The organism is Paenibacillus sp. FSL R5-0475, from assembly GCF_038004585.1.
GTDB lineage: Bacteria > Bacillota > Bacilli > Paenibacillales > Paenibacillaceae > Paenibacillus_AQ.
The window spans coordinates 1,021,117-1,040,805 of sequence record NZ_JBBORK010000001.1 but is presented as its reverse complement, the minus strand read 5'-3'; the positions used below and the strand labels follow the sequence as shown (position 1 = coordinate 1,040,805).

At 40.8% G+C, this 19,689-nt stretch carries 17 protein-coding genes; 3 read left to right on the top strand and 14 right to left on the bottom strand.

Annotated features, from left to right (window positions below; genetic code table 11):
- Positions 1-98 precede the first annotated feature (98 nt).
- From MKX41_RS04310 to MKX41_RS04295, 4 genes are all read right to left on the bottom strand, one after another.
- Complete coding sequence (locus MKX41_RS04310) at positions 99-1,703, bottom strand: extracellular solute-binding protein (protein WP_340968856.1); 1,605 nt, start codon at positions 1,701-1,703, stop codon at positions 99-101.
- Between the two features lie 45 nt (positions 1,704-1,748).
- Complete coding sequence (locus MKX41_RS04305) at positions 1,749-2,672, bottom strand: carbohydrate ABC transporter permease (protein ID WP_042187073.1); 924 nt, start codon at positions 2,670-2,672, stop codon at positions 1,749-1,751.
- 17 nt (positions 2,673-2,689) lie between these two features.
- A complete protein-coding gene (locus tag MKX41_RS04300; RefSeq protein WP_042187071.1) occupies positions 2,690-3,613 on the bottom strand; it encodes an ABC transporter permease in 924 nt (307 codons plus the stop codon).
- An 81-nt stretch (positions 3,614-3,694) separates the two neighbouring features.
- The gene (locus tag MKX41_RS04295; protein WP_042187069.1) at positions 3,695-5,299 is read right to left on the bottom strand and encodes an extracellular solute-binding protein; all 1,605 of its coding nucleotides are present in this window, start codon (positions 5,297-5,299) and stop codon (positions 3,695-3,697) included.
- Positions 5,300-5,556: 257 nt separating this feature from the next.
- On the opposite strand from MKX41_RS04295, the gene MKX41_RS04290 reads away from it, so the two are divergent.
- Complete coding sequence (locus MKX41_RS04290; protein ID WP_340968854.1) at positions 5,557-7,269, top strand: sensor histidine kinase; 1,713 nt, start codon at positions 5,557-5,559, stop codon at positions 7,267-7,269.
- A gap of 24 nt (positions 7,270-7,293) precedes the next feature.
- Entirely contained in the window at positions 7,294-8,904 is a 1,611-nt protein-coding gene (locus MKX41_RS04285) for a response regulator transcription factor (RefSeq protein WP_042187065.1), read from the top strand.
- Positions 8,905-8,968: 64 nt separating this feature from the next.
- On the opposite strand, the gene MKX41_RS04280 is transcribed toward MKX41_RS04285, so the two are convergent.
- Entirely contained in the window at positions 8,969-10,063 is a 1,095-nt protein-coding gene (locus tag MKX41_RS04280; protein WP_340968853.1) for a glycosyltransferase family 2 protein, read from the bottom strand.
- Positions 10,064-10,231: 168 nt separating this feature from the next.
- On the opposite strand from MKX41_RS04280, the gene thiD reads away from it, so the two are divergent.
- Positions 10,232-11,044 (top strand): bifunctional hydroxymethylpyrimidine kinase/phosphomethylpyrimidine kinase, encoded by an 813-nt coding sequence (gene thiD, locus MKX41_RS04275; protein WP_042187061.1) that lies wholly within the window; start codon positions 10,232-10,234, stop codon positions 11,042-11,044.
- Between the two features lie 90 nt (positions 11,045-11,134).
- On the opposite strand, the gene MKX41_RS04270 is transcribed toward thiD, so the two are convergent.
- The 9 genes from MKX41_RS04270 to MKX41_RS04230 form a co-directional block, all read right to left on the bottom strand.
- Positions 11,135-11,509, bottom strand: coding sequence for a DoxX family protein (locus tag MKX41_RS04270; RefSeq protein WP_042187059.1), 375 nt, complete (start codon positions 11,507-11,509; stop codon positions 11,135-11,137).
- A 241-nt stretch (positions 11,510-11,750) separates the two neighbouring features.
- Positions 11,751-12,182 carry an RrF2 family transcriptional regulator gene (locus MKX41_RS04265; RefSeq protein ID WP_340968852.1) on the bottom strand — a complete coding sequence of 144 codons (432 nt, stop codon included), beginning with the start codon at positions 12,180-12,182 and terminating at the stop codon, positions 11,751-11,753.
- Between the two features lie 127 nt (positions 12,183-12,309).
- Positions 12,310-12,738, bottom strand: coding sequence for a hypothetical protein (locus tag MKX41_RS04260; protein ID WP_076283059.1), 429 nt, complete (start codon positions 12,736-12,738; stop codon positions 12,310-12,312).
- 114 nt (positions 12,739-12,852) lie between these two features.
- Positions 12,853-14,196: a glycoside hydrolase family 30 protein gene (locus MKX41_RS04255; protein ID WP_340968850.1), complete on the bottom strand. Its 1,344-nt coding sequence runs from the start codon at positions 14,194-14,196 to the stop codon at positions 12,853-12,855.
- 84 nt (positions 14,197-14,280) lie between these two features.
- Positions 14,281-15,918, bottom strand: a complete 1,638-nt coding sequence (locus MKX41_RS04250) for a sugar ABC transporter substrate-binding protein (protein ID WP_340968848.1) — start codon at positions 15,916-15,918, stop codon at positions 14,281-14,283.
- A 120-nt stretch (positions 15,919-16,038) separates the two neighbouring features.
- A complete protein-coding gene (locus MKX41_RS04245; protein ID WP_042187049.1) occupies positions 16,039-16,926 on the bottom strand; it encodes a carbohydrate ABC transporter permease in 888 nt (295 codons plus the stop codon).
- Positions 16,927-16,940: 14 nt separating this feature from the next.
- Entirely contained in the window at positions 16,941-17,882 is a 942-nt protein-coding gene (locus MKX41_RS04240) for an ABC transporter permease (RefSeq protein WP_042193674.1), read from the bottom strand.
- A gap of 276 nt (positions 17,883-18,158) precedes the next feature.
- Positions 18,159-19,169, bottom strand: coding sequence for a LacI family DNA-binding transcriptional regulator (locus MKX41_RS04235; protein WP_042187045.1), 1,011 nt, complete (start codon positions 19,167-19,169; stop codon positions 18,159-18,161).
- A 127-nt stretch (positions 19,170-19,296) separates the two neighbouring features.
- Positions 19,297-19,584: an ArsR/SmtB family transcription factor gene (locus MKX41_RS04230; protein WP_081382732.1), complete on the bottom strand. Its 288-nt coding sequence runs from the start codon at positions 19,582-19,584 to the stop codon at positions 19,297-19,299.
- Positions 19,585-19,689: the final 105 nt, after the last annotated feature.

The following is a 19,689-nucleotide window of genomic DNA, read 5'->3' as shown; positions in this document are numbered from 1 at the left end:
GAGGTTCTCTTTATGCCACTCGCAAAGAGAGAACCTCCTTTGTTTAAATAAGTGAAATAGGATGTTACAGCCTAGCCGTCAGTATTTCACATAATACTCTATTCTACATTCACATAACGACTGTAAGCATCGGTACGAATTTTAACCAGCTTCTCCAGTCCCATTCCCCGCAGCTGTTTCACATAATCAGCCCAGCCCTCGTCAATTTTACCTGTAATTATAAACTGAGCACGCATTGTATTGACATAACTATCGATGTCCGTAGTCAAAGTCGGCAGCAGCTGAAACTCTTCAGCGGTGTACATTACATCAGGGAAAGGTGGCGTTGTATAATCGCTTCCCAGCTTATCGAGCTGCAGCTTCAGTCCATCTCCGGTTTTTGGGTTTAGAAAGATGGATTTTTCAAACACTGGACTGACATATTTCGGCCCGAAATCCCGGAGTGATTGATCCCAATACCAGGCATCAGCACTGGTACCCATCGGTGGGTCCATCAATGTATAAGAACCGTTAATATTTTTCTTAATAACGGTGTCTATCGCTCCCCAGAAATTTTGAATGCTTGCTTCATTGGTGTAGAACTGATCAGCCCAGCGGGCAGCAATCTCTGGGTATTTGCAAGAAGTGGAAATTAGCAGCTCGTTGCGCTCCAGATTCATTCCATACGGATTTCCTATGGTGTAGCGCTTACCATCCGGTCCTGCAATCGGAGGAATCGTGATATATTGATCACTCCATTTGCCAAATACGGCATCCGGCGTCCACTGATACGAGAATCCTACGATAGGAGCATCCGGATTAAGAAACTTGGCTGATCTCATCGTTTCATCTTGCGTGAATAATTCTTTATCAAGCAAACCTTCGACAAACAATTTATGCTCCCATTTGAGCCCTTCTTTGTACGCCTCTGAAACAGGGTAATATACCGCATTTCCGTCCTGGACGACCATAAAGTTATTGTTCAGATCCGTGATTCCGAAAGGACTGATAAGATCATTACTTACTTCGATAACAGGTATCTCATCCAGCCTTCCATTCCCATTAGGGTCACGTTCTTTAAATGCTTTTAGCACGTTGTATAAATCATCAATCGTATCGGGAATCTTCAATCCCAATTTATCCAGCCAGGTTTTGTTAATCACGGGTTGGCGTGAGCTTTTAGGACGTAAAGGTAATCTTGCAGGCAAAGAGTAGATTTTCCCATCAGGAAAAGCACTGATTTTTTTCAATTCAGGCTCTTCCTGCATGGCTGCTTTGAGGTTAGGCATATAGCTTTCGATATAGTCATCAAGCGGCCTGAATAAGCTTAAATTATTGACGATATCCGAATCTCCGAAGGTCTCACTCCCTAAAATGATATCTGGAAGTGTACCGCTTGCCAGCATAATGGACTTCCGCTCACTCCAATCATTAGCAGACATCACCTGCCATTCGATTTTGACATTCGTATTTTTTTCCAAATCCTTCAGCCATTGATTCTGGATAAAGTTATCTCCCATGCTTCCCCACCGAACCGTTAGAACCTTCAGCGTCATGGGCTTATCCACGATTGGCAAACCTTCTTTATGAAATTGACCCGGATCAGATTCAACAGAGTTTACCCCTTTATCCCCTTTACAGGCTGTAAGGCTAGCAAGCAACGTTGTAACTAGAAGAATGACGGTGATTGTTCTATTGATACTGTTTTTGGGTTGCTTTTTCATTACGGTCTTGCTCCCTCACAAATGTTAGTTGAAAAGTAGAAGAGCTTATTCCTTCACTGCGCCGATCATTACCCCTTGGTTAAAGTATTTTTGCACAAATGGGTATACACACATAATTGGAACAGTTGCTACGATAATAACCGAATACCGCATCATATTTGCGAGCCGTAACGCGATTTGTGCGGCTTCTCCGGTCCCCATACCAGACTGCATCTGATTGGTAATCAGAATATTTCGCAGGATCAGCTGCAAAGGATACATATTAGGATTTTTCAAATAAATCAAGGCATTAAAATATGAATTCCAATAACCTACAGCGATCCATAAACCTAACACTGCAATAATAGCCTTCGACAACGGTAGAACTATCTGTGCAAAATAACGGAGATTGCCACATCCATCAATTTGCGCTGCTTCCCATAAATCGCCCGGAATACTAGTCTGGAAAAAAGTTCGTGCCACTATGATATTAAAAACTCCAACTGCGAAAGGAAGTACCATTACCAAGAAAGTATCATAGAGATGGAAATCACGAACCGTTAAAAAAGTAGGAATCAACCCCCCGTTAAAGAACATTGTAAATATGAAAAACAGCGAAATGTATTTCCGCCCCACAAGGTCCTTTCTTGACAACGCATAGGCAGCTGAAATATTAACTACTAAACCGATTGCAGTCCCAACCACCGTGTACAGGATGGTATTCCAATACCCGATCCAAATATTCTCATGACGAAGTAGCTCTTTATAACCATCAAAAGTAAACCCTTTAGGAAATAACCAAACTTGACCTCCAGCAACCGCAGAAGGATCACTAAACGAAGCAATGACGATAAAATACAGCGGATAGATCAGGATGATTAGAAAAATTGCTGATATAACGTACATCACAATTTCCATTATAGTATCTGAGGAGCGATTCTTCTTTATTTTTCCTACATTTCCTTTAGTCGCTGTCTCTAAACCTCCCATTTCAATGCTCCTCCCTTCTACCACAAGCTATTTTCGCTTAATTTTTTAGAAATCTGATTGACCATGATCAATAAAATAAAATTAATGACCGTGTTGAACAGGTTGATCGCCGACGAAAAGCTATACTGACTGCTGAGCAGACCAATTTTGTAGACATAAGTAGACAGAATTTCACTTGAAGTGATGTTCAAGTCATTTTGCATTAAGTACACCTTTTCAAATCCAACCCCAAGCAGTCCCCCGACCCGCAGGATAAGCAATGTTATCGCTGTTGGCATCAGCATCGGAATATCGATGTAACGAATTTTATGCATCCGACTTGCGCCGTCTACGGTTGCAGCCTCATACAAACTAGGATCAACAGCAGAGAGAGCAGCGATAAAGATAATGCTGTCCCAGCCGACATGCTGCCACACATCCGACCAGACGTACACACTGCTGAATAATCCGGCAGAGCCCATTAGATCAGGAGCTTCTTTTCCAAAAAGACTATATACATTGCCCAGTAGTCCGGTGCTAGGTGAGAACAGAATCATCATTAAGCCCACCATAACTACGGTTGAGATAAAATGTGGCATATAGGATACCGTCTGAAAGAACCGTCTAAAACGGTTTGGTCTCATCTGGTTAACCATCAGCGCAAGTATAATCGGAATCGGAAACGTAATCAGACTGTACACACTGATAATTAGCGTATTTTTGATCGTTGCAGAAAATTGATAGGAATTAAAAAACTTCTCGAAGTATTTGAATCCGGCCCATGGACTTCCGCCTATTCCCAACGCCGGGCTATAATCCTTAAAGGCAATGAGCACCCCATACATGGGTTTATATGCGAATAATAACGTAAGGACTACTGCAGGAAAAAGCAACGTATATAAACCCCAGTTTTGTTTGATTTGTCCGAGTTTCCGACTCAAATGAATTGGATCAGATTTCATAACATCCCCTCCTTATTAAAAATAGAGAATGCTACCCCACAAATTTATGTAGGGCAGCACCTTTTTCGAAAGACGAATAGGTTATTTCACACTCATATAACGACTGTAAGCATCTGTGCGAATCTTAACTAACTTTTCAAGCCCCATTTTATTAAGCTGTTTGACATAATCATCCCAGCCTTCGTCAATTCCGCCTTTGCTAATAAATTGAGCGCGCATTGTATTCACATAACCGTCGATATCCGTGGTCAAGGTTGGCAGCTCCTCGAACTCATCGGAGGTGTACATAACGTTAGGGAAAGGCTCTGTTACAAATTCACTACCCAGCTTATCCAGCTGCAGCTTCAGTCCATCTCCACTTTCAGGATTAAGAACGATTTTCTGTTCAAAGGACGGGCTCACATATTTCGGTCCGAAATCTCGAAGAGACTGATCCCAATACCAGGCATCTGCGCTGGTTCCAGCTGGTGGATCCATCAATGTATAGGTGCTGTCATCATTCTTCTTAATTACAGTTCCAATCGCACCCCAAAAATTCTGAATGCTCGCTTCGTTCGTGTAGAACTGATCTGCCCAACGCGCAGCAACCTCTGGATACTTACTCGAAGTAGTAATCAGCAGTTCATTACGGTTAAGACTCATCCCAATTGGATTACCGATTGTATAACGCTTACCATCCGGTCCGGCAATCGGTGGAATCGTCACATATTGATCGCTCCATTTACCAAACACAGCGTCCGGGGTCCACTGATACGTAAAGCCTACGATTGGAGCATCCGGATTTTGGAACTTCGCCGATCTCATCGTATCATCCTGAGTGAATACCTCTTTATCTAATAAACCTTCCGCATACAATTTATTTTCCCATTTAAGGCCTTCTTTGAACTCCTCCGAAACAGGGAAATAGATCGCTTTTCCGTCCTTGATGATCATATTGTTGTTATTCAAGTCGGCAATTCCGAAAGGACTGATCAAGTCATTCCCAATTTCAATAAAAGGAATCTCATCTTGTTTGCCATTTCCGTTTGGATCTTGTTCTTTGAAAGCTTTAAGTACGTTGTATAACTCATCAATAGTTTCAGGAGCCTTCAGGCCCAATTTATCGAGCCAAGTTTTGTTAATCACAGGCTGACGAGAGCTTTTTGGACGCGATGGAAGTCTTGTTGGCAGTGAATAGATTTTCCCGTCAGGAAAAGTGCTGATTTTTTTCAACTCAGGCGTTTCTTCCATGGCCGCTTTAAGATTTGGCATATTTTTTTCAATATAATCATCTAACGGCCGGAAAAAGCTTAGATTATTAACGATATCAGAATCTCCGAAGGTTTGATTTCCGAGGATAATGTCTGGAAGCGTACCGCTAGCCAGCAGAATGGACTTCTGTTCGGCCCAGTCATTGGAGGACATCACTTGCCATTCGATTTTGACATTTGTATTTTTCTCCAGATCCTTCAGCCATTGGTTCTGCGTAAACGTGTCTCCCATGCTTCCCCAACGTACGGTCAGCACCTTGAGTGTTACAGGCTCATTAACAATTGGCAGACCTTCTTTGTTGTAACTGCTCGTCTCACTAGTCGCAGCATTATTCCCGTCTTTTCCGCCGCAGCCAGCAATACCAAATACCATAGCCGCCGCCAGCAGACCCACAGTCCATTTCTTTGCCGTCTTTTTCTTACTGTGTTGACTCATCCTCTTAATCCCCCATTTCAATTAATCAAAGATTATCTGAATAGCTTAATCATAACGTCTTATTTTTTTGTATTCCGGACCCTTTAAGACGGTTATCCAGACCTTTGAATCCGCTTACAAAAAATACAAAATCAAAAGCCTTCGCTTGAAGGGACTTAATAACAGTATCCCGACTTCTGTATGTGCTTTCCGGACTTTGCGGTAAATCGCTAGCGAGTTCTCCTGTATTTTTCCTGCAGAGGTCTTATAATGATTTTATGAACAAAAAAACAGCGAAGCACAAAACCTACCCCATTCGTCATTATATAAAAGTCATGATGGCAGTCTCGTTCACAGTCCTCATTCTGGATTTAGCGATCAGCATTACTTCCATTTCTATCGTTAAGCAGCAGTCCACTCGAAATTTACAGGATACTGCGGCACTCTACATTAATCGTATCAATCATGATTTTGCTTACATTAATCACTATATGGGCTGGACGCTTGGGAACGATGAGAGCTTGCTTGCGATGAATACTTACGGGGTCAACAGTATCGAGTTCTTGAAGGCAAATGATAATCTGCATAAACGCTTTACCGAGCTGCAAAAAAACTACGGACATGAGTACAACTTTTTCTACTATTTGAAAAATGAGAACTACTTTTTAAATTGTGCACCGATCAGTGTGACCTATACGGATTACAGGCAGCTCAAAACGAAGATTATTTCTTATATTGATGATAAGGAGATGTATGAGAAGTTTTATTCCAAATGGACGCCTATCCTTGTTAACAACCACTACTACGTGATTAATATCGTTCCCTATTACAATCGTTATTTAATTGGACTGATCTCCGCCGATAATCTGATCCGTCCTCTACGCCAAATTAATCTGGGTGCCAATGGTTATGTTTCTCTCGTAGATGAGAATGAACAGCCTTTATCGAGTCCCATATCGAACAGCGGAAAGCTGATAACGGAAGAGAGAGGCTTCTCTAATCTTTTGCAATCGCGTACAACAATCAACAGCGCCTTCTCGGACACCACCTTCAGCACTAAAATGGTCATTAAATATGGCATATTCGAAAAAATAATCATTGCTCAGCTGCTTATAATGTTACTCTTCTTCATTGTAACTTCCACTTTATGCATCGTTCTGCTGTTTTTCAAGAAAAGAGTACTAGGCCCGATTCAAAGCTTCTCTGAGAACCTTGCTTTCATTAATGAGGCTGGGCAACCCGCAGATTTCAAAAGCAGTGAGATTATAGAGCTGGAACAAGCAAACACACAGTTTAAATATTTAGTTGATCAAATCAAAACCTTCAAAATTGCTATGTACGAGCAGGAACTGGAGAAGCAGCGGATACAACTGGATTATATGAAGCTACAGATCAAGCCCCACTTTTTCTTAAATTGCCTGACTAGCATCTATAGCATGGCCCAAATTGAAATGTATAAAGAAATTGAGAATATGACGTTGTCTACGTCGAAATATTTCCGTTATATTTTTCAAAATGGAGAGAATTTTGTCCGGCTGGAGGATGAAATTGAGCATGTCCGAACCTATCTAGAGATTCAAAAGCAACGATATCAGGATGCATTTATTTACAATATTGAGCAAGAGGATCAGGCAAGCTGTGTGGAAATCCCGCCATTAGTGCTGCAAACCTTCATTGAAAATTCTATTAAATATGCGATTTCACGAGAACATGAAGTAGAGATCAGGCTTACAGTCCAGCGATTACGGATTGAAGAGGAAGACATGCTCGTTATCCAGCTCACCGACACCGGTCCCGGTTTTCCACCGCAAGTGTTAGAGAAGCTTAATCTTGGTGAGCCCTTGGATCAAAGCAACGGTATGCAGATCGGTATTATGAATACGCTTAAACGGCTGGAATATCTCTATTTAAAAAGAGCAACTATCACCTTTTCCAATTTGGAGAGCGGCGGCGCTAGTGTAATCTTATCTCTCCCGGAGCTTCCTAAATAAATCTAAATGAATGGAGAGCTAACTATGAATGTACTGCTTGTTGATGATGACTTTTATGTTATTGCTGCATTGCAAAAGAGAATAGATTGGGAATCGTTACACATTGATACTGTCTATACAGCAAATAATGTCGCTCAGGCACGTGAAATAATAGAAAAGCATTCTATTCAAATTCTAATTTCGGATATTGAAATGCCTCAGGGCAGCGGATTGGAATTACTGGCTTGGATTCGCGAAGGGAATTATAGTATTCAGACTATACTTCTTACTAATTATGCGGATTTCAACTATGCCCAGAAAGCGATTGAATTGCAAAGCTTTGAATATTTTCTGAAGCCCATCGAATTTGATAAGCTGATGCTGATTATCCATAAGGCTGTCACACAGGCTAAAGAGCAGCAAAGAAATGAAAAAGCCATTCAAGGCGGTTACTTTTGGCAAAAAAACCAGGCGAAGATTCTCGAACATTTTTGGCGTAAGTTGGTTAGTGGAAGCACATCATTTCCGATTAAATTAGCGGACATCACCCTTGCCATTGAGGAACAGAACCTCTCCTATCAAATGAGTGACACTCTGCAGCCTTTAATCTTCAACCTATTTCCTTACAACGGCAGTATGGGAAAAGAAGAGAAGGATCTTTTTGATTTTGCTCTGCTGAACGTATTATATGAATTATTACAGAGTCCTTGCTTTACCATCGAGAGCATTCTGGAATATAAAGATTATAATTGGATCGCCATATTAAAATGGAATCAGACACCAGACACGTCCTTGCTTGAAGAATTATGCTCTTCCTTTATTCAAAAGGCGATTCCTTATTTAAAATGCGACGTCTGCTGCAATATTGGTTTATACGATAAACTGAATCATGTGGGGAATGTTCTGAAACAATCGCTTCGCATGGATGAGGAAATTACGAGATGCAGAAATCAGACTTTTTTAGTGGAAGCCTATCTCTATCAAAATAAAACTGGCTATACGCCACCGGATCTTGTCTATTTGGAAGAGCTGCTGAACCAGAATCAATTCACTACTTTTCTTGAGGAAGTTACGAAATCTCTAAGGGTTATGCTTAACAATAGAACTCTGGAGACCTCTGTCCTTAGCTTGTTCCGCTTAGATATTGTTCAGCTAGTCTATTCATTTCTCAACCTCAAAGGGATACGGTCACACAAACTATACTCCGGCAAAACTAACGATAAATTATCCTTGCACTCTCTGAACTCGATCGAGGATATGGAAGAATATCTTAAATATCTAGTGACTACAGCGATGAAATACCGTGAGTTTGCCGCACAGACCAAATCCGTCGCGGAGGAAATCAAACAATACATTCATTCGCATTACGGTGATGATCTGACACGAAATGATTTGGCCGAAATTGTCTACCTCAATCCTGATTATCTGGCAAGAATATTCAAACGAGAAACTGGTGTTTCATTAGGCAGCTACGTCATCCAAGTTAGAATCGCGGCTGCAAAGCATCTATTGGAAACCACAAATATGTCTGTTTATACTGTCGCAAACAAGGTTGGCTATAACAACTACTCCTATTTCTCTAAGCTGTTCAAACAAGAGGTTGGACTCCCTCCCAACGATTACAAAAAAGAACAACAATACAATCCAGCATATTAAAAAGAGGGTGTCTTAACGACGAAAACCCCCAGAGTCAAAATCATGACTACTGGGGGCATTTTTGTTAAGCTTGAATCGCTACATATTTGTCGCCAAGCAGATTTTTAAAATAAGTGCGGTTATATAACATGCTAGGATGGGACGGATAAAAGTTCAACGCCGTTTCATTATGATGATTCGCTAACTCGTGTTGGCCAAGGCGATCATAACAGAGTGCCAATTGGAGATGCGGCAGCCAGGTATAAAAAACCCCATTTTTCATCCCCATCGAATCGTTATCCCGTGGCAGCTGTATCGCAAGCTCATACCAGTATGTTGCTGGGTGCAATTGACCCTTTTCCAATAGAAGGGCCCCAAGTCGGCAGCAGAACTCTGAACGTGGTTTATCGTACTGTAACGTTCTGCATAATGCTTCATATGCACCGTCTTTATCCCCCAGCCGTTCCCGGCATTCGGCAAGCCTTAAGCAAGCTTGAAAATTATCTTCTATCCAGCCCTGTCCACCCGCCAAAAACAGCTCGTAGTATTTGCAAGCCTCTTCATTTATAGCATGATCCCTTAATTCATTCGCATAATAATACTGATCCCTTGGAGAGAATGCTTCACCCTCGGCCACTCTTTTTTGGTAAATCCGCAAATTACGGTCTGTATATTCCTTATCCTTCTCATGGGTAATACAGACATCACTACTAAAGGAAGGGCCACTTACCTCTAGATACTCATGTACTGGGCCAATCCATTGAAAATTGCAGCTCCGGCGAACTAGCCGATTCCGACGCAAGCTAGCTGTGACATTACCCGCCTCGTCAAAAGCCAAATTATACTGCATGTTCACGCTGTGAAAATGCCCTGGCAGAATCTCCTTTAGCTTTTTAAACAGAATCTGATCCGCTTCCTTTATATAGTCATCCGCATCCAGCCACAAAATATACTCCTGAGTAGCTTTACTGAAGGCAAAATTACGTGCGGCACTAAAGTTATCGATCCATTCAAAATCGTAAATCACAGCTCCGTAGGACATTGCGATCTCTTTAGTCTTATCCGTCGAGCCTGTATCCACGATAACCACTTCATCTACAAGATTTGCAACGCTAGACAAACATTTATGCAGGCTTTTTTCTTCATTTCGTACAATCATACATAAACTAATCGTGACCATACTCGCCCTCCTAAGCGTTTTGTTTAAAATTTCTTTCTATATTGATATGCAGGGTTAGTGAAATGGAATCCTACACTTGCTTTTTAGAAAGACTTAGGTGCTATTTTTTGTTATAATCAATGCAATGCGTTGTTTATAAATTCAGACATATATAAAGGGGACGTTACCATGACTCAAATTATTAAAACTCTAACTATTGCAGGCAGCGACTCCAGTGGTGGCGCAGGCATCCAAGCGGATCTAAAAACATTTGAAGAGTATGGTACCTACGGCTTTAGTGCCTTGACAACTATCGTTACAATGGACCCGGACAACGGCTGGCACCATAATGTTTATCCAATTGACGCCTCCATTGTTGCTGAGCAGCTAAAAACTATTTTCGCAGGTGGTCCAGTAAATGCCATGAAGACAGGTATGCTGGGAAGTGTTGAAATTGTGCGTGTTGCTGAGCAAGCGATCAAAGAAAATCTACAGACCAATGTAGTGATTGATCCGGTCATGGTCTGCAAGGGTGAAGATGAAGTCTTGAACCCAGACAGCGCGGAGGCTATTCGTGATTTACTTCTGCCACTTGCCACTGTGGTTACACCAAATCTGTTTGAAGCTGGCGTTCTTTCAGGTCTTGGCAAACTTTCTACCCTAGAGGATATGAAAGAAGCTGCTCGTCTGATTCATAAGCTCGGAGCAAGTAATGTCGTGGTTAAAGGCGGCAAAGCACTCGGGGGCGATCAAGCGATTGATGTCTTCTTCGACGGCGCTGAGTACACCGTATTTCAAACAGCCAAAATCGAGCCTGCTCACAATCATGGTGCTGGATGTACCTTTGCCGCTGCCATTACAGGCGGTTTAGCTAACGGTCTGTCCGTTCATGAAGCTGTAGCAAAAGCTAAAGATTTTGTCTCCGCTGCCATTCGCAATGGCTTTGCGTTCAATGAATATGTGGGTCCTGTATTTCATGGTGGTTATCGTTTAGAACGTTAGAACCTCTAAGCTACAGATCCTGAAACAAAAATGGCAGTCCAGATGCTGTATTTCAGCACTGAACTGCCATTTTTTATTGGGTGAGTATAATTACTTAAACCCTGGAAAATCAGCCAGATCGGAAAGACGGATGAAAAATACAATAATTGCTAACACGCCAAGCAGGATAATCGGAAACGTCTCTTTGAACGAATCTTTTTCGCGTATATGAACCAGAATTCCGCCGATAGCTGTAACGCCAAGTATAAGTGCGCCTGCTGCTGCCCAGCTAGGCTCCCAGTAGCCAACAACCAATACTGCCGCTGCCACAATCTCAACTAGACCCGTTACTACTCGAAACCATTGTGGTAAACGCCATTTTTTAAAGTTATCCACGTGCATTTTTGAACCCGCTACTTTTCCCGACCCTGCCATAACGAAAGCAAGTATCAACAAGCTTTGTAATACGATGGATACAATATTCATGATCATCACTCCCTAAAATAATTTGCAACTATAATAAGCACATATTAAAGTACATGAACCCACTGCTAAACAATAGATGTTACTTACGCTACTCCGCTTTGTTTATTCCCCCTTGCTATTATATGTGCTCACCTCAAGCACAATACCTACAAAATAAAATTGCAGTGCCAACTGCAACTCACTTTATTATAGTAGCTTAATAAATATTTTGCCAGTACCTTTTTTATTGAAAATTAAAATATTAAGAAAAAAACTCTACCCGCTCCATCACATTAGTAATCGTATATTGGCGTAAATATTGAATGGTCCGTTGTTCTGTCTCCTGGAGAATTTTTTCAAGCTCTACATCGAGCAAAGCACTTGCTCCACAGGCCATATCCACTTCTAACTCCTCCGTCGTTGTACTAACTGCTTCATAAATCTCTCCCAGTGTAATCTCATCGGCAGATTTCAGAAGAACGTACCCGCCTTCTCTTCCACCTTTGGACTCCACGATTCCCACAGTTGCCAAAGACTGCATCACTCTACGCATAAAGGTTGCGTGTGAATTGACTTGGCTTGCAATCATTGCACTAGATAGGATGCTCCCGCTTTTAGCCAGCCAAACGATCGAATGTACCGCTATTTTAAAACGGGGAGGTCCGATGTTCACTCCACGATTAGCTGTACTCATGCCCCATCTCCCCTTTCAACTGCAATTATATAAAGCACATTATAGAGTAAAACAAGGGATGGAGCAAACCAACAAGGGCATATTCCATAGGAATATACCCTGTAATATTTAGCGTTCCAATGATTGATTATTCAAAATTCGCAAACTTAATACTTTGCTTATGCTTACGTCTATTCTGATCATTCCACGAGAGAACGACTTCCAGTTCTTTTGCCCCACTCTTTATAAAAAATTGACTAAAGCTAACCGTCTCATTCGGTCTCATATCATAGCTAAATGGATCAGCTAAGATGATTTGTTCCTGATTAGCGTCTTGTACTGGTCGATACAACTCAAAGGTTACATCTATCGTATCTTCACTCAAATTTGTGACTAATAGCTCGTAGCTCTTATATTTTTCCGGCTGTGGCGAAGGCAGTTTACTTTTATGGAGCTCCACTGCCCATTTGGTTGTTTCACTCTTTACAGGTAGCATACTTTTAACCGCATAAATACTAGAGCCACCAGTAATCATCAAACACAGAACTAGCAGCGTCAGCACAAACCTTCTATTCAATGCTCATATCTCCTCGCTATAGGTATGCGTTTAAGATTCACGAACACTGATTTTTTATGCATTTTTCGGCAAAAAAAAGTACTCGAATCTAAATTCGAGCACTTCATACACATATTATTTAATTAAAATAGATAAAGCACTTTTAGAGCCTAAACGGAACGATAAATCATCCTTACCCTGCAATTTCACAGCTACATTCTCAGCCTTTTCACTATCGTTGAACAGAACAACCGCAATAGAGTGATCTGTATTCTTAAAAGCTACGGAACGAATCACTTCTTGATTAGTGGAAGCGTCAATACGTACAGCCATAGGGCGAATGAATTTGCTGAAGTGTGCCAGTGCATAGTAGTCCAGTGTATACGTAAGTTCCTTAGTCTCTTGGTTGACCGTCACAATACCGCGACAAGTACTTTTACCAAAGCCCGGTACAGTTGGACCGTTCTTCTCATCTAAGGCCATATTCCACAAGACAAAGGATTTACTATGGTTTCTAAGAATATCAATCCCTGTTCTCATTACATTCGAGAAGGCTTGTTCAAACGGAGGAATCCATTCGCCACCAGAACCTTCTGTGAAATGCACTTCTTTATCCGCGAAAGCTTTCAGCACCTCTGATTGTGCTGACGCATTCCCGCCATACCAGTGCCAGGCAACACCGTCCACTTCATCTTTCGCATAATCGAGCACCGTGAGTGGATAATCCGGACGATCCCAGTTGTGATCATAGCAGAGAATTTTTGTATGGATGTTGTTTTTCACGAAGCTAGGCTTCAAATAATTTTTAATGAAATCTCTTTGCGCCTCTGGCAACATTAACATACTAGGATAGTGCTTTGGTTCAAAAAGAGGCTCGTTCTGCGGGGTTACCGCATAAGTTGGCAGACCATGCTTTTCAAATGCTTGAATGTATCGTACAAAATAATCGGCATAAGCCTGGTAATATTCTTGTTTAAGTTCACCGGCGATCATCGATCCGCTAGTCTTCATCCAGCCTGGTGCACTCCAAGGTGAAGCCATCAGCTTGATCTCAGGGTTAAGTTCCAGTGCTTGTTGTAACAAAGGGATAATATCAGCTTCATCATGTGCGATGGAGAAATGAGTTAATTCTGTATCGGTTTCCTGAGCAGGCATATCGTCATAGCTATAAATATCTCTAGCATAATCCGATGCTCCCATTGGATTTCTTAATACGGACAAGCCAATTCCATCTTGGGAATCAAAAAGCTTGCTCATGACTTCTTTTTTCTGTTCATTATTCAGGACTTGGTTAATCAAGTAGGCGGATGAATCCGTAAAGGATGCCCCAAAGCCATCCATTTCCTGAAAGGTTTGATTCTCATCGAGGTTTACAGTAGTGACCGGCTCATCTGAAGCCATTGGAGTCAATTGTTCTAGCGTTTGCTCTACGAACAATTCATTTTCCCCTGTAGATTGATAAATTTTAAGTTTTGTCATGTTGTTTCCCTCCACTTTTCTATATATTTTGCTATGTTTCTGTATGATAAGGCCCCGGTAAAGGGGCCCCATCCAGCCTTTTACTTATTTAAGACCTAATTTTTCTTTGTTGCTCTTCATTTTTTCAGTGCGAATTTCTGCGATCTTATCCCAGTTGTTATCCTTCAAGAATGATTTGTAAGCAGCCAAGGTGCTATCAAATGTTGCTTCATCCTTAGCACGAATCATACTCACAAGCGTAGTGTTCCAATTTGTATCGATTGCAGATAGGCTACGAGCTTCAGGCGTTCCTTGAGCCGGGTTGATATTTTCAAGAATAAAGTGTGGTTTCAGCTTTCCTTTACCCCACTCTTGCATTTGTTTAATAGAATCTGCGAATGCGTCATTACTTAGAGCTTTATCGCGGTCATGTCCAAAGAACATAAATTCGCCCATCCGGTAATCCTTTTTAAATTTATCGGCATTATTCAATTGAAGATCTTTGATTTCAGGTAAAAATTCAATTTTACCCGCTTCGTTAACCTTATAGGTTTCCCCTTCAATACCATAGTTCATAAGCTTTTGTCCTTCTTCACTCAATAGATAAGTGTAGATCTGAATCGCTTTGGCAGGGTCCTTAGCCTTTTTAGTGACATAGGTGATCATCCAGCCTGTAATTCCTGACTGATTCAACGTTGGCTCATGTCCAACTGTGCTTTGCGGTCCATCAATAGCGATATATTCTTTGTCTGGATTTTCAGTCATGAAGATTTGCAGGTTACCACTTTGTTGAGGTGTTCCATCGAGCATCAGCGTTGCATATTTACCGGACTTCAATTTTTCTTCAAAAGCCGTCCCGTCATCTGCAAAGCTGTCATCGCTGATGTCACCATTTCTGTAGACTTCATTTAATGTTTTCAACCAAGTCAGATAATCCTCATCTAGGTTACGGTTGTAGAATTCACCATTTTCGGTTTCCATCGGTACGCCGATGAAATCCTGAAGAACATCTCCCAAAGAACCAGTGCCTGTGCCAATAGAGTTAAAACCAAAAGGAATCATTGCCGGGAATTGCTTTTTGATTTGCTGCATAACACTCTTAAATTCTTCAGGAGTTCCAATGCTTGGTTTTCCTATCGCTTCGTAAACATCCTTGCGGATTACAAATGCCGTTTTAGCAGGAATGTTACCGCTGTCAAAATCGTTTTGCGTATTAGAATAGTTAGGATAGCCATAAGTCTTACCGTCTGTTAATTGGAACCAGTTCATCGTATCTTTTGCTGCTACTTTATTGAAATAAGGATCATATTTATCCGCCAGATCATTCAAAGGCAATGCCCAAGTTGCGGCTTTTTGTACCACTGGTGAGTTCGAATCAAAGATAGTCAGCATATCCGGCATTTCGCCACCGGCAAAAATAGTATTTAACTTCGTGTCGTCCCCAGTAATGAATTTAATATTGATGTTCAGGTCCTCTTTAATCTTTTTAGTAACGAGGTCCTTACCAAAGTCTGTGTTCCACCAATCCGCATTTACATACCAAGTGAGATCCGTAGTTTCTTCTTTTTTATCAAGCTTCCAAGCTGGTGTTTCCGGGTCAATTGTATATCGCCCTTCAATGGAGCTTAATTCTTTGCTGGAGTTATCAGAACTACCCTTCGATCCACAACCCGTAAATACCAATACAACAGCCATAAGCGCAGTACAAAGTTTGAGTCCTTTTTTCCCAAATGCTTTGTTCATCCCTTGTTTCCCCCTAAAAAAGTTTTGGTAGTAACGGAAGTGTAGATTTGATAGTACAAGCTACACTTCCGATGGATCATTTCGTACATAAGTGTTTGTTATAAAATCCCTCCAATCTTTCTATTCTTTCACCGCCCCCATCATCATTCCTGAAATAAAGTACCTCTGTAATATTGGATACATCACAACAATCGGCAAAGTTGTAATGACAATTGTTGCTAGTTGAACCCCTTTAGTAGTAGTTTCGATAATCGCAGATCCGCCGACATTTTGCATGGATTGCGTTTGCGACTGAACGATAATTTCATAGAGCTTCATCTGCAGCGGATACAGTGCTTGATCGGTAATGTATAATTTGGTAGTCATAAAGTCATTCCACTGCCCAACCCCGTTAAATAACGCGATCGTAGCCATAGCCGGCATGGAAAGAGGGATAAAAATCTTCAGGAATATACGCCAGTCACCTGCACCATCGATTTTGGCCGACTCTTCAAGTGAATCCGGTACGTTTCTAAAGAAGTTCATTAGAATAACTACGTCATAATAACTGAACAAGGCTGGGATAATATAAACCCAAAAGCTGTTCAATAGACCGAGTGATTTAATCAGTAAATAGGTTGGAATCATACCACCTGAGAAGAACATGGTGATTACACCCATGGCAACGTATAGCTTGCGGCCACGTATGTATTTTTTACTCAAGCCATAACCGATCATCGCGCAAAAGAATACGTGGGTAATGACACCGATGAACGTTTTGGCAATGGAGACTAGAAAGGCTAATCCTATCGTCTCGTCATTAAATACTGCGCGGTAATTCTCTAAGGAGAAATCAGTAGACCAGAATATAAATCCACCTTCCGCGAGCGCTTTACCTGAGCTTAAGGAGGATATGACCACATTCCATAAAGGAACAACGATAATTACAGTACAGATACAGAGTAAAATAATATTTATAGTGTTAAAGATTCGACTGTCGAGATCTTCTTTAGCTACCGTACGATTCACAAAAATGCCTCCTTCTACAGAACTGATTGATTATCATTTAATTTGCTGGACACTTTGTTGGCACTAATCAGTAGGATCACAGAAACAATGGAGACACCTAAACCAACAGCAGTAGCATAAGAGAAGTCACCTTGCGTCATACCCATACGATACACATAAGAATTGATTACCTCTGCTTTGGCACGGTTCTGAGAATTCATCAAGACCAAGGTTTGATCCAGATTCGATCCTAATAAACCGCTTACAGTTAGAATCAAATTTAAGCTGATAATCGGCTTCATGTTAGGTAGGGTAATATTCCAAATTTGCCTCATACGACTTGCCCCATCTATTTTGGCAGCTTCATAATACGTAGGATCAATTTTGGACATGATGGCTAAGTATAAAATCGTTCCCCAACCTGCCTCTTTCCAAATATCAGATAACGTTGCAATCCACCAATACTTGTTCGCATCAAGCAAGATATTTACCGGTTTCGAAATGATCCCCAAATTGAGCAGGATTTCATTAAACATACCGGAGGAAGAGAACCAAGCAATCAACATCCCGCCCAGAACGATCCAGGACAAAAAGTGTGGTAAATAAGAGATTGTTTGTACTATTTTCTTAAAGCGTCCACCGCTTAATTCATAAATCATGACGGATAGAATAATTGGAATAACAAAACCTATAGCTAATTTCAGAAAGCTGATCCCCAAGGTATTGACTACAGCATCCCAAAAATATTTGTCTGATAAAATAATTCTGAAATTATCAAGCCCCACCCAAGGTGCAGAATCGAGCGTGTCTATTACGGTGTAGCTCTTAAAAGCAATCGTTAATCCGTAAATAGGAATGAAACAAAAGATAATCATAAAAATGATTCCCGGGATGACCATGGACTGAATCTCCCATTGCCTCTTATAATCAATCACAAATTCTTTGACCCTCTGTCCCATAGGTTTCTTACTGTTCATTGGATTCTTCCCGTTCACTGGCACTACGGCTAATTTATCCACGTTTTTCTTCTCCCCTCCAAATCATGATCCCCATAACAATAAAAACGTTTTTATTTCTTTTTAAAAAAAACCTCCTAAAAGCAATAAAATTATCAAGCATAAACGCCTTCAGTGTCCTTATCAGGACGATATGCGTTTAAGCGAGAAATATAAGTTATAAAGTATAGGTGCAAACTTATACTTTCTTATATTTAAAAATGATCGGATACTATCTTGTTGCCCTTCTTGAAAGCGTTAGTACCGATCAATCTTCACTTGAGTAGAACCACGTACAATTAGTTCACCTGGCAATTTCATCATTTCGCCCTGTTCCTTCTTCTGAATCATGCGAACCAGGTGATTTATGGATAGAATACCTTGTCTGGCAATTTGATTTCTAACCGTCGTTAATGGCGGTGAGAAATACTGCGCGATATCAATATCGTCAAACCCCATAACGCTTATATCTAACGGGACTTCATATCCATTCGATTTCAAAGCTTGAATACATCCAATGGCGCTCAAATCATTCCCCGCTAAAAAAGCATCAGGCATTTTTTCAGGACTTAAATGAACTAGAGACTTTATAGCGTTATAGGTGCTCTCTTCCTCAAAATATCCTTGTATAATATACTCTTCGTTCGTCGGAAGCTGATATTGACGCAAGGCGGCCAAGTATCCTTCTTTCCGCTGAACACTGTCATACATCTCATCTACACCAGATATGTAAGCAATTTTCTTGTGTCCCAGACTGATTAAATATTTAGTTGCTTCGTAAGCAGATTCAAACGAATTAAAGATTACGCTTCCCATCGTTTCATTCTTAAGTGGTCGATCCAGAAACACAGCCTTGATCTTGTCTTTCACCATTGCGGCAATTTCTTCTTCATCTATTCTCAGCTCTTCGTAGATAATGACACCATCCACACGTCGGCCTAGAATATTGCTCATAATTACTTGTTTATCTTTTGTAACAAATACATTTAAACCATAACCTAACCGATCACATTCACGAGACATGGACTCCACCAGCTTATAGAAGTACGGGCCCGCTACACTTGTCGTGAAAAAACCTAGCATTTTAGTTTTTCCGTTTCTTAAGAGCTTGCCATTTAGGTTTGGAACATAATTTAATTGCTTCGCGACCTTAAGCACATGTGATTTGGTCTCCGGATTTAATACATCAACGTCATTTAGTGCGTTGGAAACTGTAGAAATGGACACTCCAGCCTCTCTAGCAACGTCTTTGATAGTTACCTTTTCCATAACGATTCAATCTTCCTTTACAAATAAAAACGTTTTTATAAATTTAAAATATCATAAAAACGTTTTCATTACAATATTTTTTTTTATTTTTATTAATTCTCTATTTCGTATCATTTACAATATCTGATTAGCAGATTCCCCGAGATCCTGATAATTTAATCTGCAGGCAGTTCGTAGACAGTGAGCAGTACTTATATGTCCCTCCATCCACACGTCTCATTTTAGAGTTAATCAGGCCTGCTTTTTGCAGCTTGGCAACATGGGTGCTAACCATCGCACTACTTATATAGAGCTCGGCAGCCAGTTCTTTAATATGCATCTCTTTTCGGTCTAGTAGTTCGATAATCCTTAACCTGACTTCACTTGCAAGTGCTTCATAGACTCGAAGCGATTCTGTATCTGTAGTTAAGTGCATTTTATTGTCTCCTATGCCTTTGAATTAGTATTTTTATGTATTCACAAATCACATTTCTTAGTTAACAATAATATTAATCATTAATTTAACATAAGCGAGATAAGT

What these genes read in the sequence shown, in the direction of transcription:
- MKX41_RS04290 (WP_340968854.1), top strand. Translation starts at nt 5,557, where the DNA reads ATGAACAAAAAAACAGCGAAGCACAAAACCTACCCCATTCGTCATTAT.
- thiD (WP_042187061.1), top strand. Translation starts at nt 10,232, where the DNA reads ATGACTCAAATTATTAAAACTCTAACTATTGCAGGCAGCGACTCCAGT.
- MKX41_RS04300 (WP_042187071.1), bottom strand. Translation starts at nt 3,613, where the DNA reads ATGAAATCTGATCCAATTCATTTGAGTCGGAAACTCGGACAAATCAAA.
- MKX41_RS04250 (WP_340968848.1), bottom strand. Translation starts at nt 15,918, where the DNA reads ATGAACAAAGCATTTGGGAAAAAAGGACTCAAACTTTGTACTGCGCTT.
- MKX41_RS04285 (WP_042187065.1), top strand. Translation starts at nt 7,294, where the DNA reads ATGAATGTACTGCTTGTTGATGATGACTTTTATGTTATTGCTGCATTG.
- MKX41_RS04310 (WP_340968856.1), bottom strand. Translation starts at nt 1,703, where the DNA reads ATGAAAAAGCAACCCAAAAACAGTATCAATAGAACAATCACCGTCATT.
- MKX41_RS04270 (WP_042187059.1), bottom strand. Translation starts at nt 11,509, where the DNA reads ATGAATATTGTATCCATCGTATTACAAAGCTTGTTGATACTTGCTTTC.
- MKX41_RS04305 (WP_042187073.1), bottom strand. Translation starts at nt 2,672, where the DNA reads ATGGGAGGTTTAGAGACAGCGACTAAAGGAAATGTAGGAAAAATAAAG.
- MKX41_RS04230 (WP_081382732.1), bottom strand. Translation starts at nt 19,584, where the DNA reads ATGCACTTAACTACAGATACAGAATCGCTTCGAGTCTATGAAGCACTT.
- MKX41_RS04255 (WP_340968850.1), bottom strand. Translation starts at nt 14,196, where the DNA reads ATGACAAAACTTAAAATTTATCAATCTACAGGGGAAAATGAATTGTTC.
- MKX41_RS04265 (WP_340968852.1), bottom strand. Translation starts at nt 12,182, where the DNA reads ATGAGTACAGCTAATCGTGGAGTGAACATCGGACCTCCCCGTTTTAAA.
- MKX41_RS04240 (WP_042193674.1), bottom strand. Translation starts at nt 17,882, where the DNA reads ATGAACAGTAAGAAACCTATGGGACAGAGGGTCAAAGAATTTGTGATT.
- MKX41_RS04235 (WP_042187045.1), bottom strand. Translation starts at nt 19,169, where the DNA reads ATGGAAAAGGTAACTATCAAAGACGTTGCTAGAGAGGCTGGAGTGTCC.
- MKX41_RS04280 (WP_340968853.1), bottom strand. Translation starts at nt 10,063, where the DNA reads ATGGTCACGATTAGTTTATGTATGATTGTACGAAATGAAGAAAAAAGC.
- MKX41_RS04295 (WP_042187069.1), bottom strand. Translation starts at nt 5,299, where the DNA reads ATGAGTCAACACAGTAAGAAAAAGACGGCAAAGAAATGGACTGTGGGT.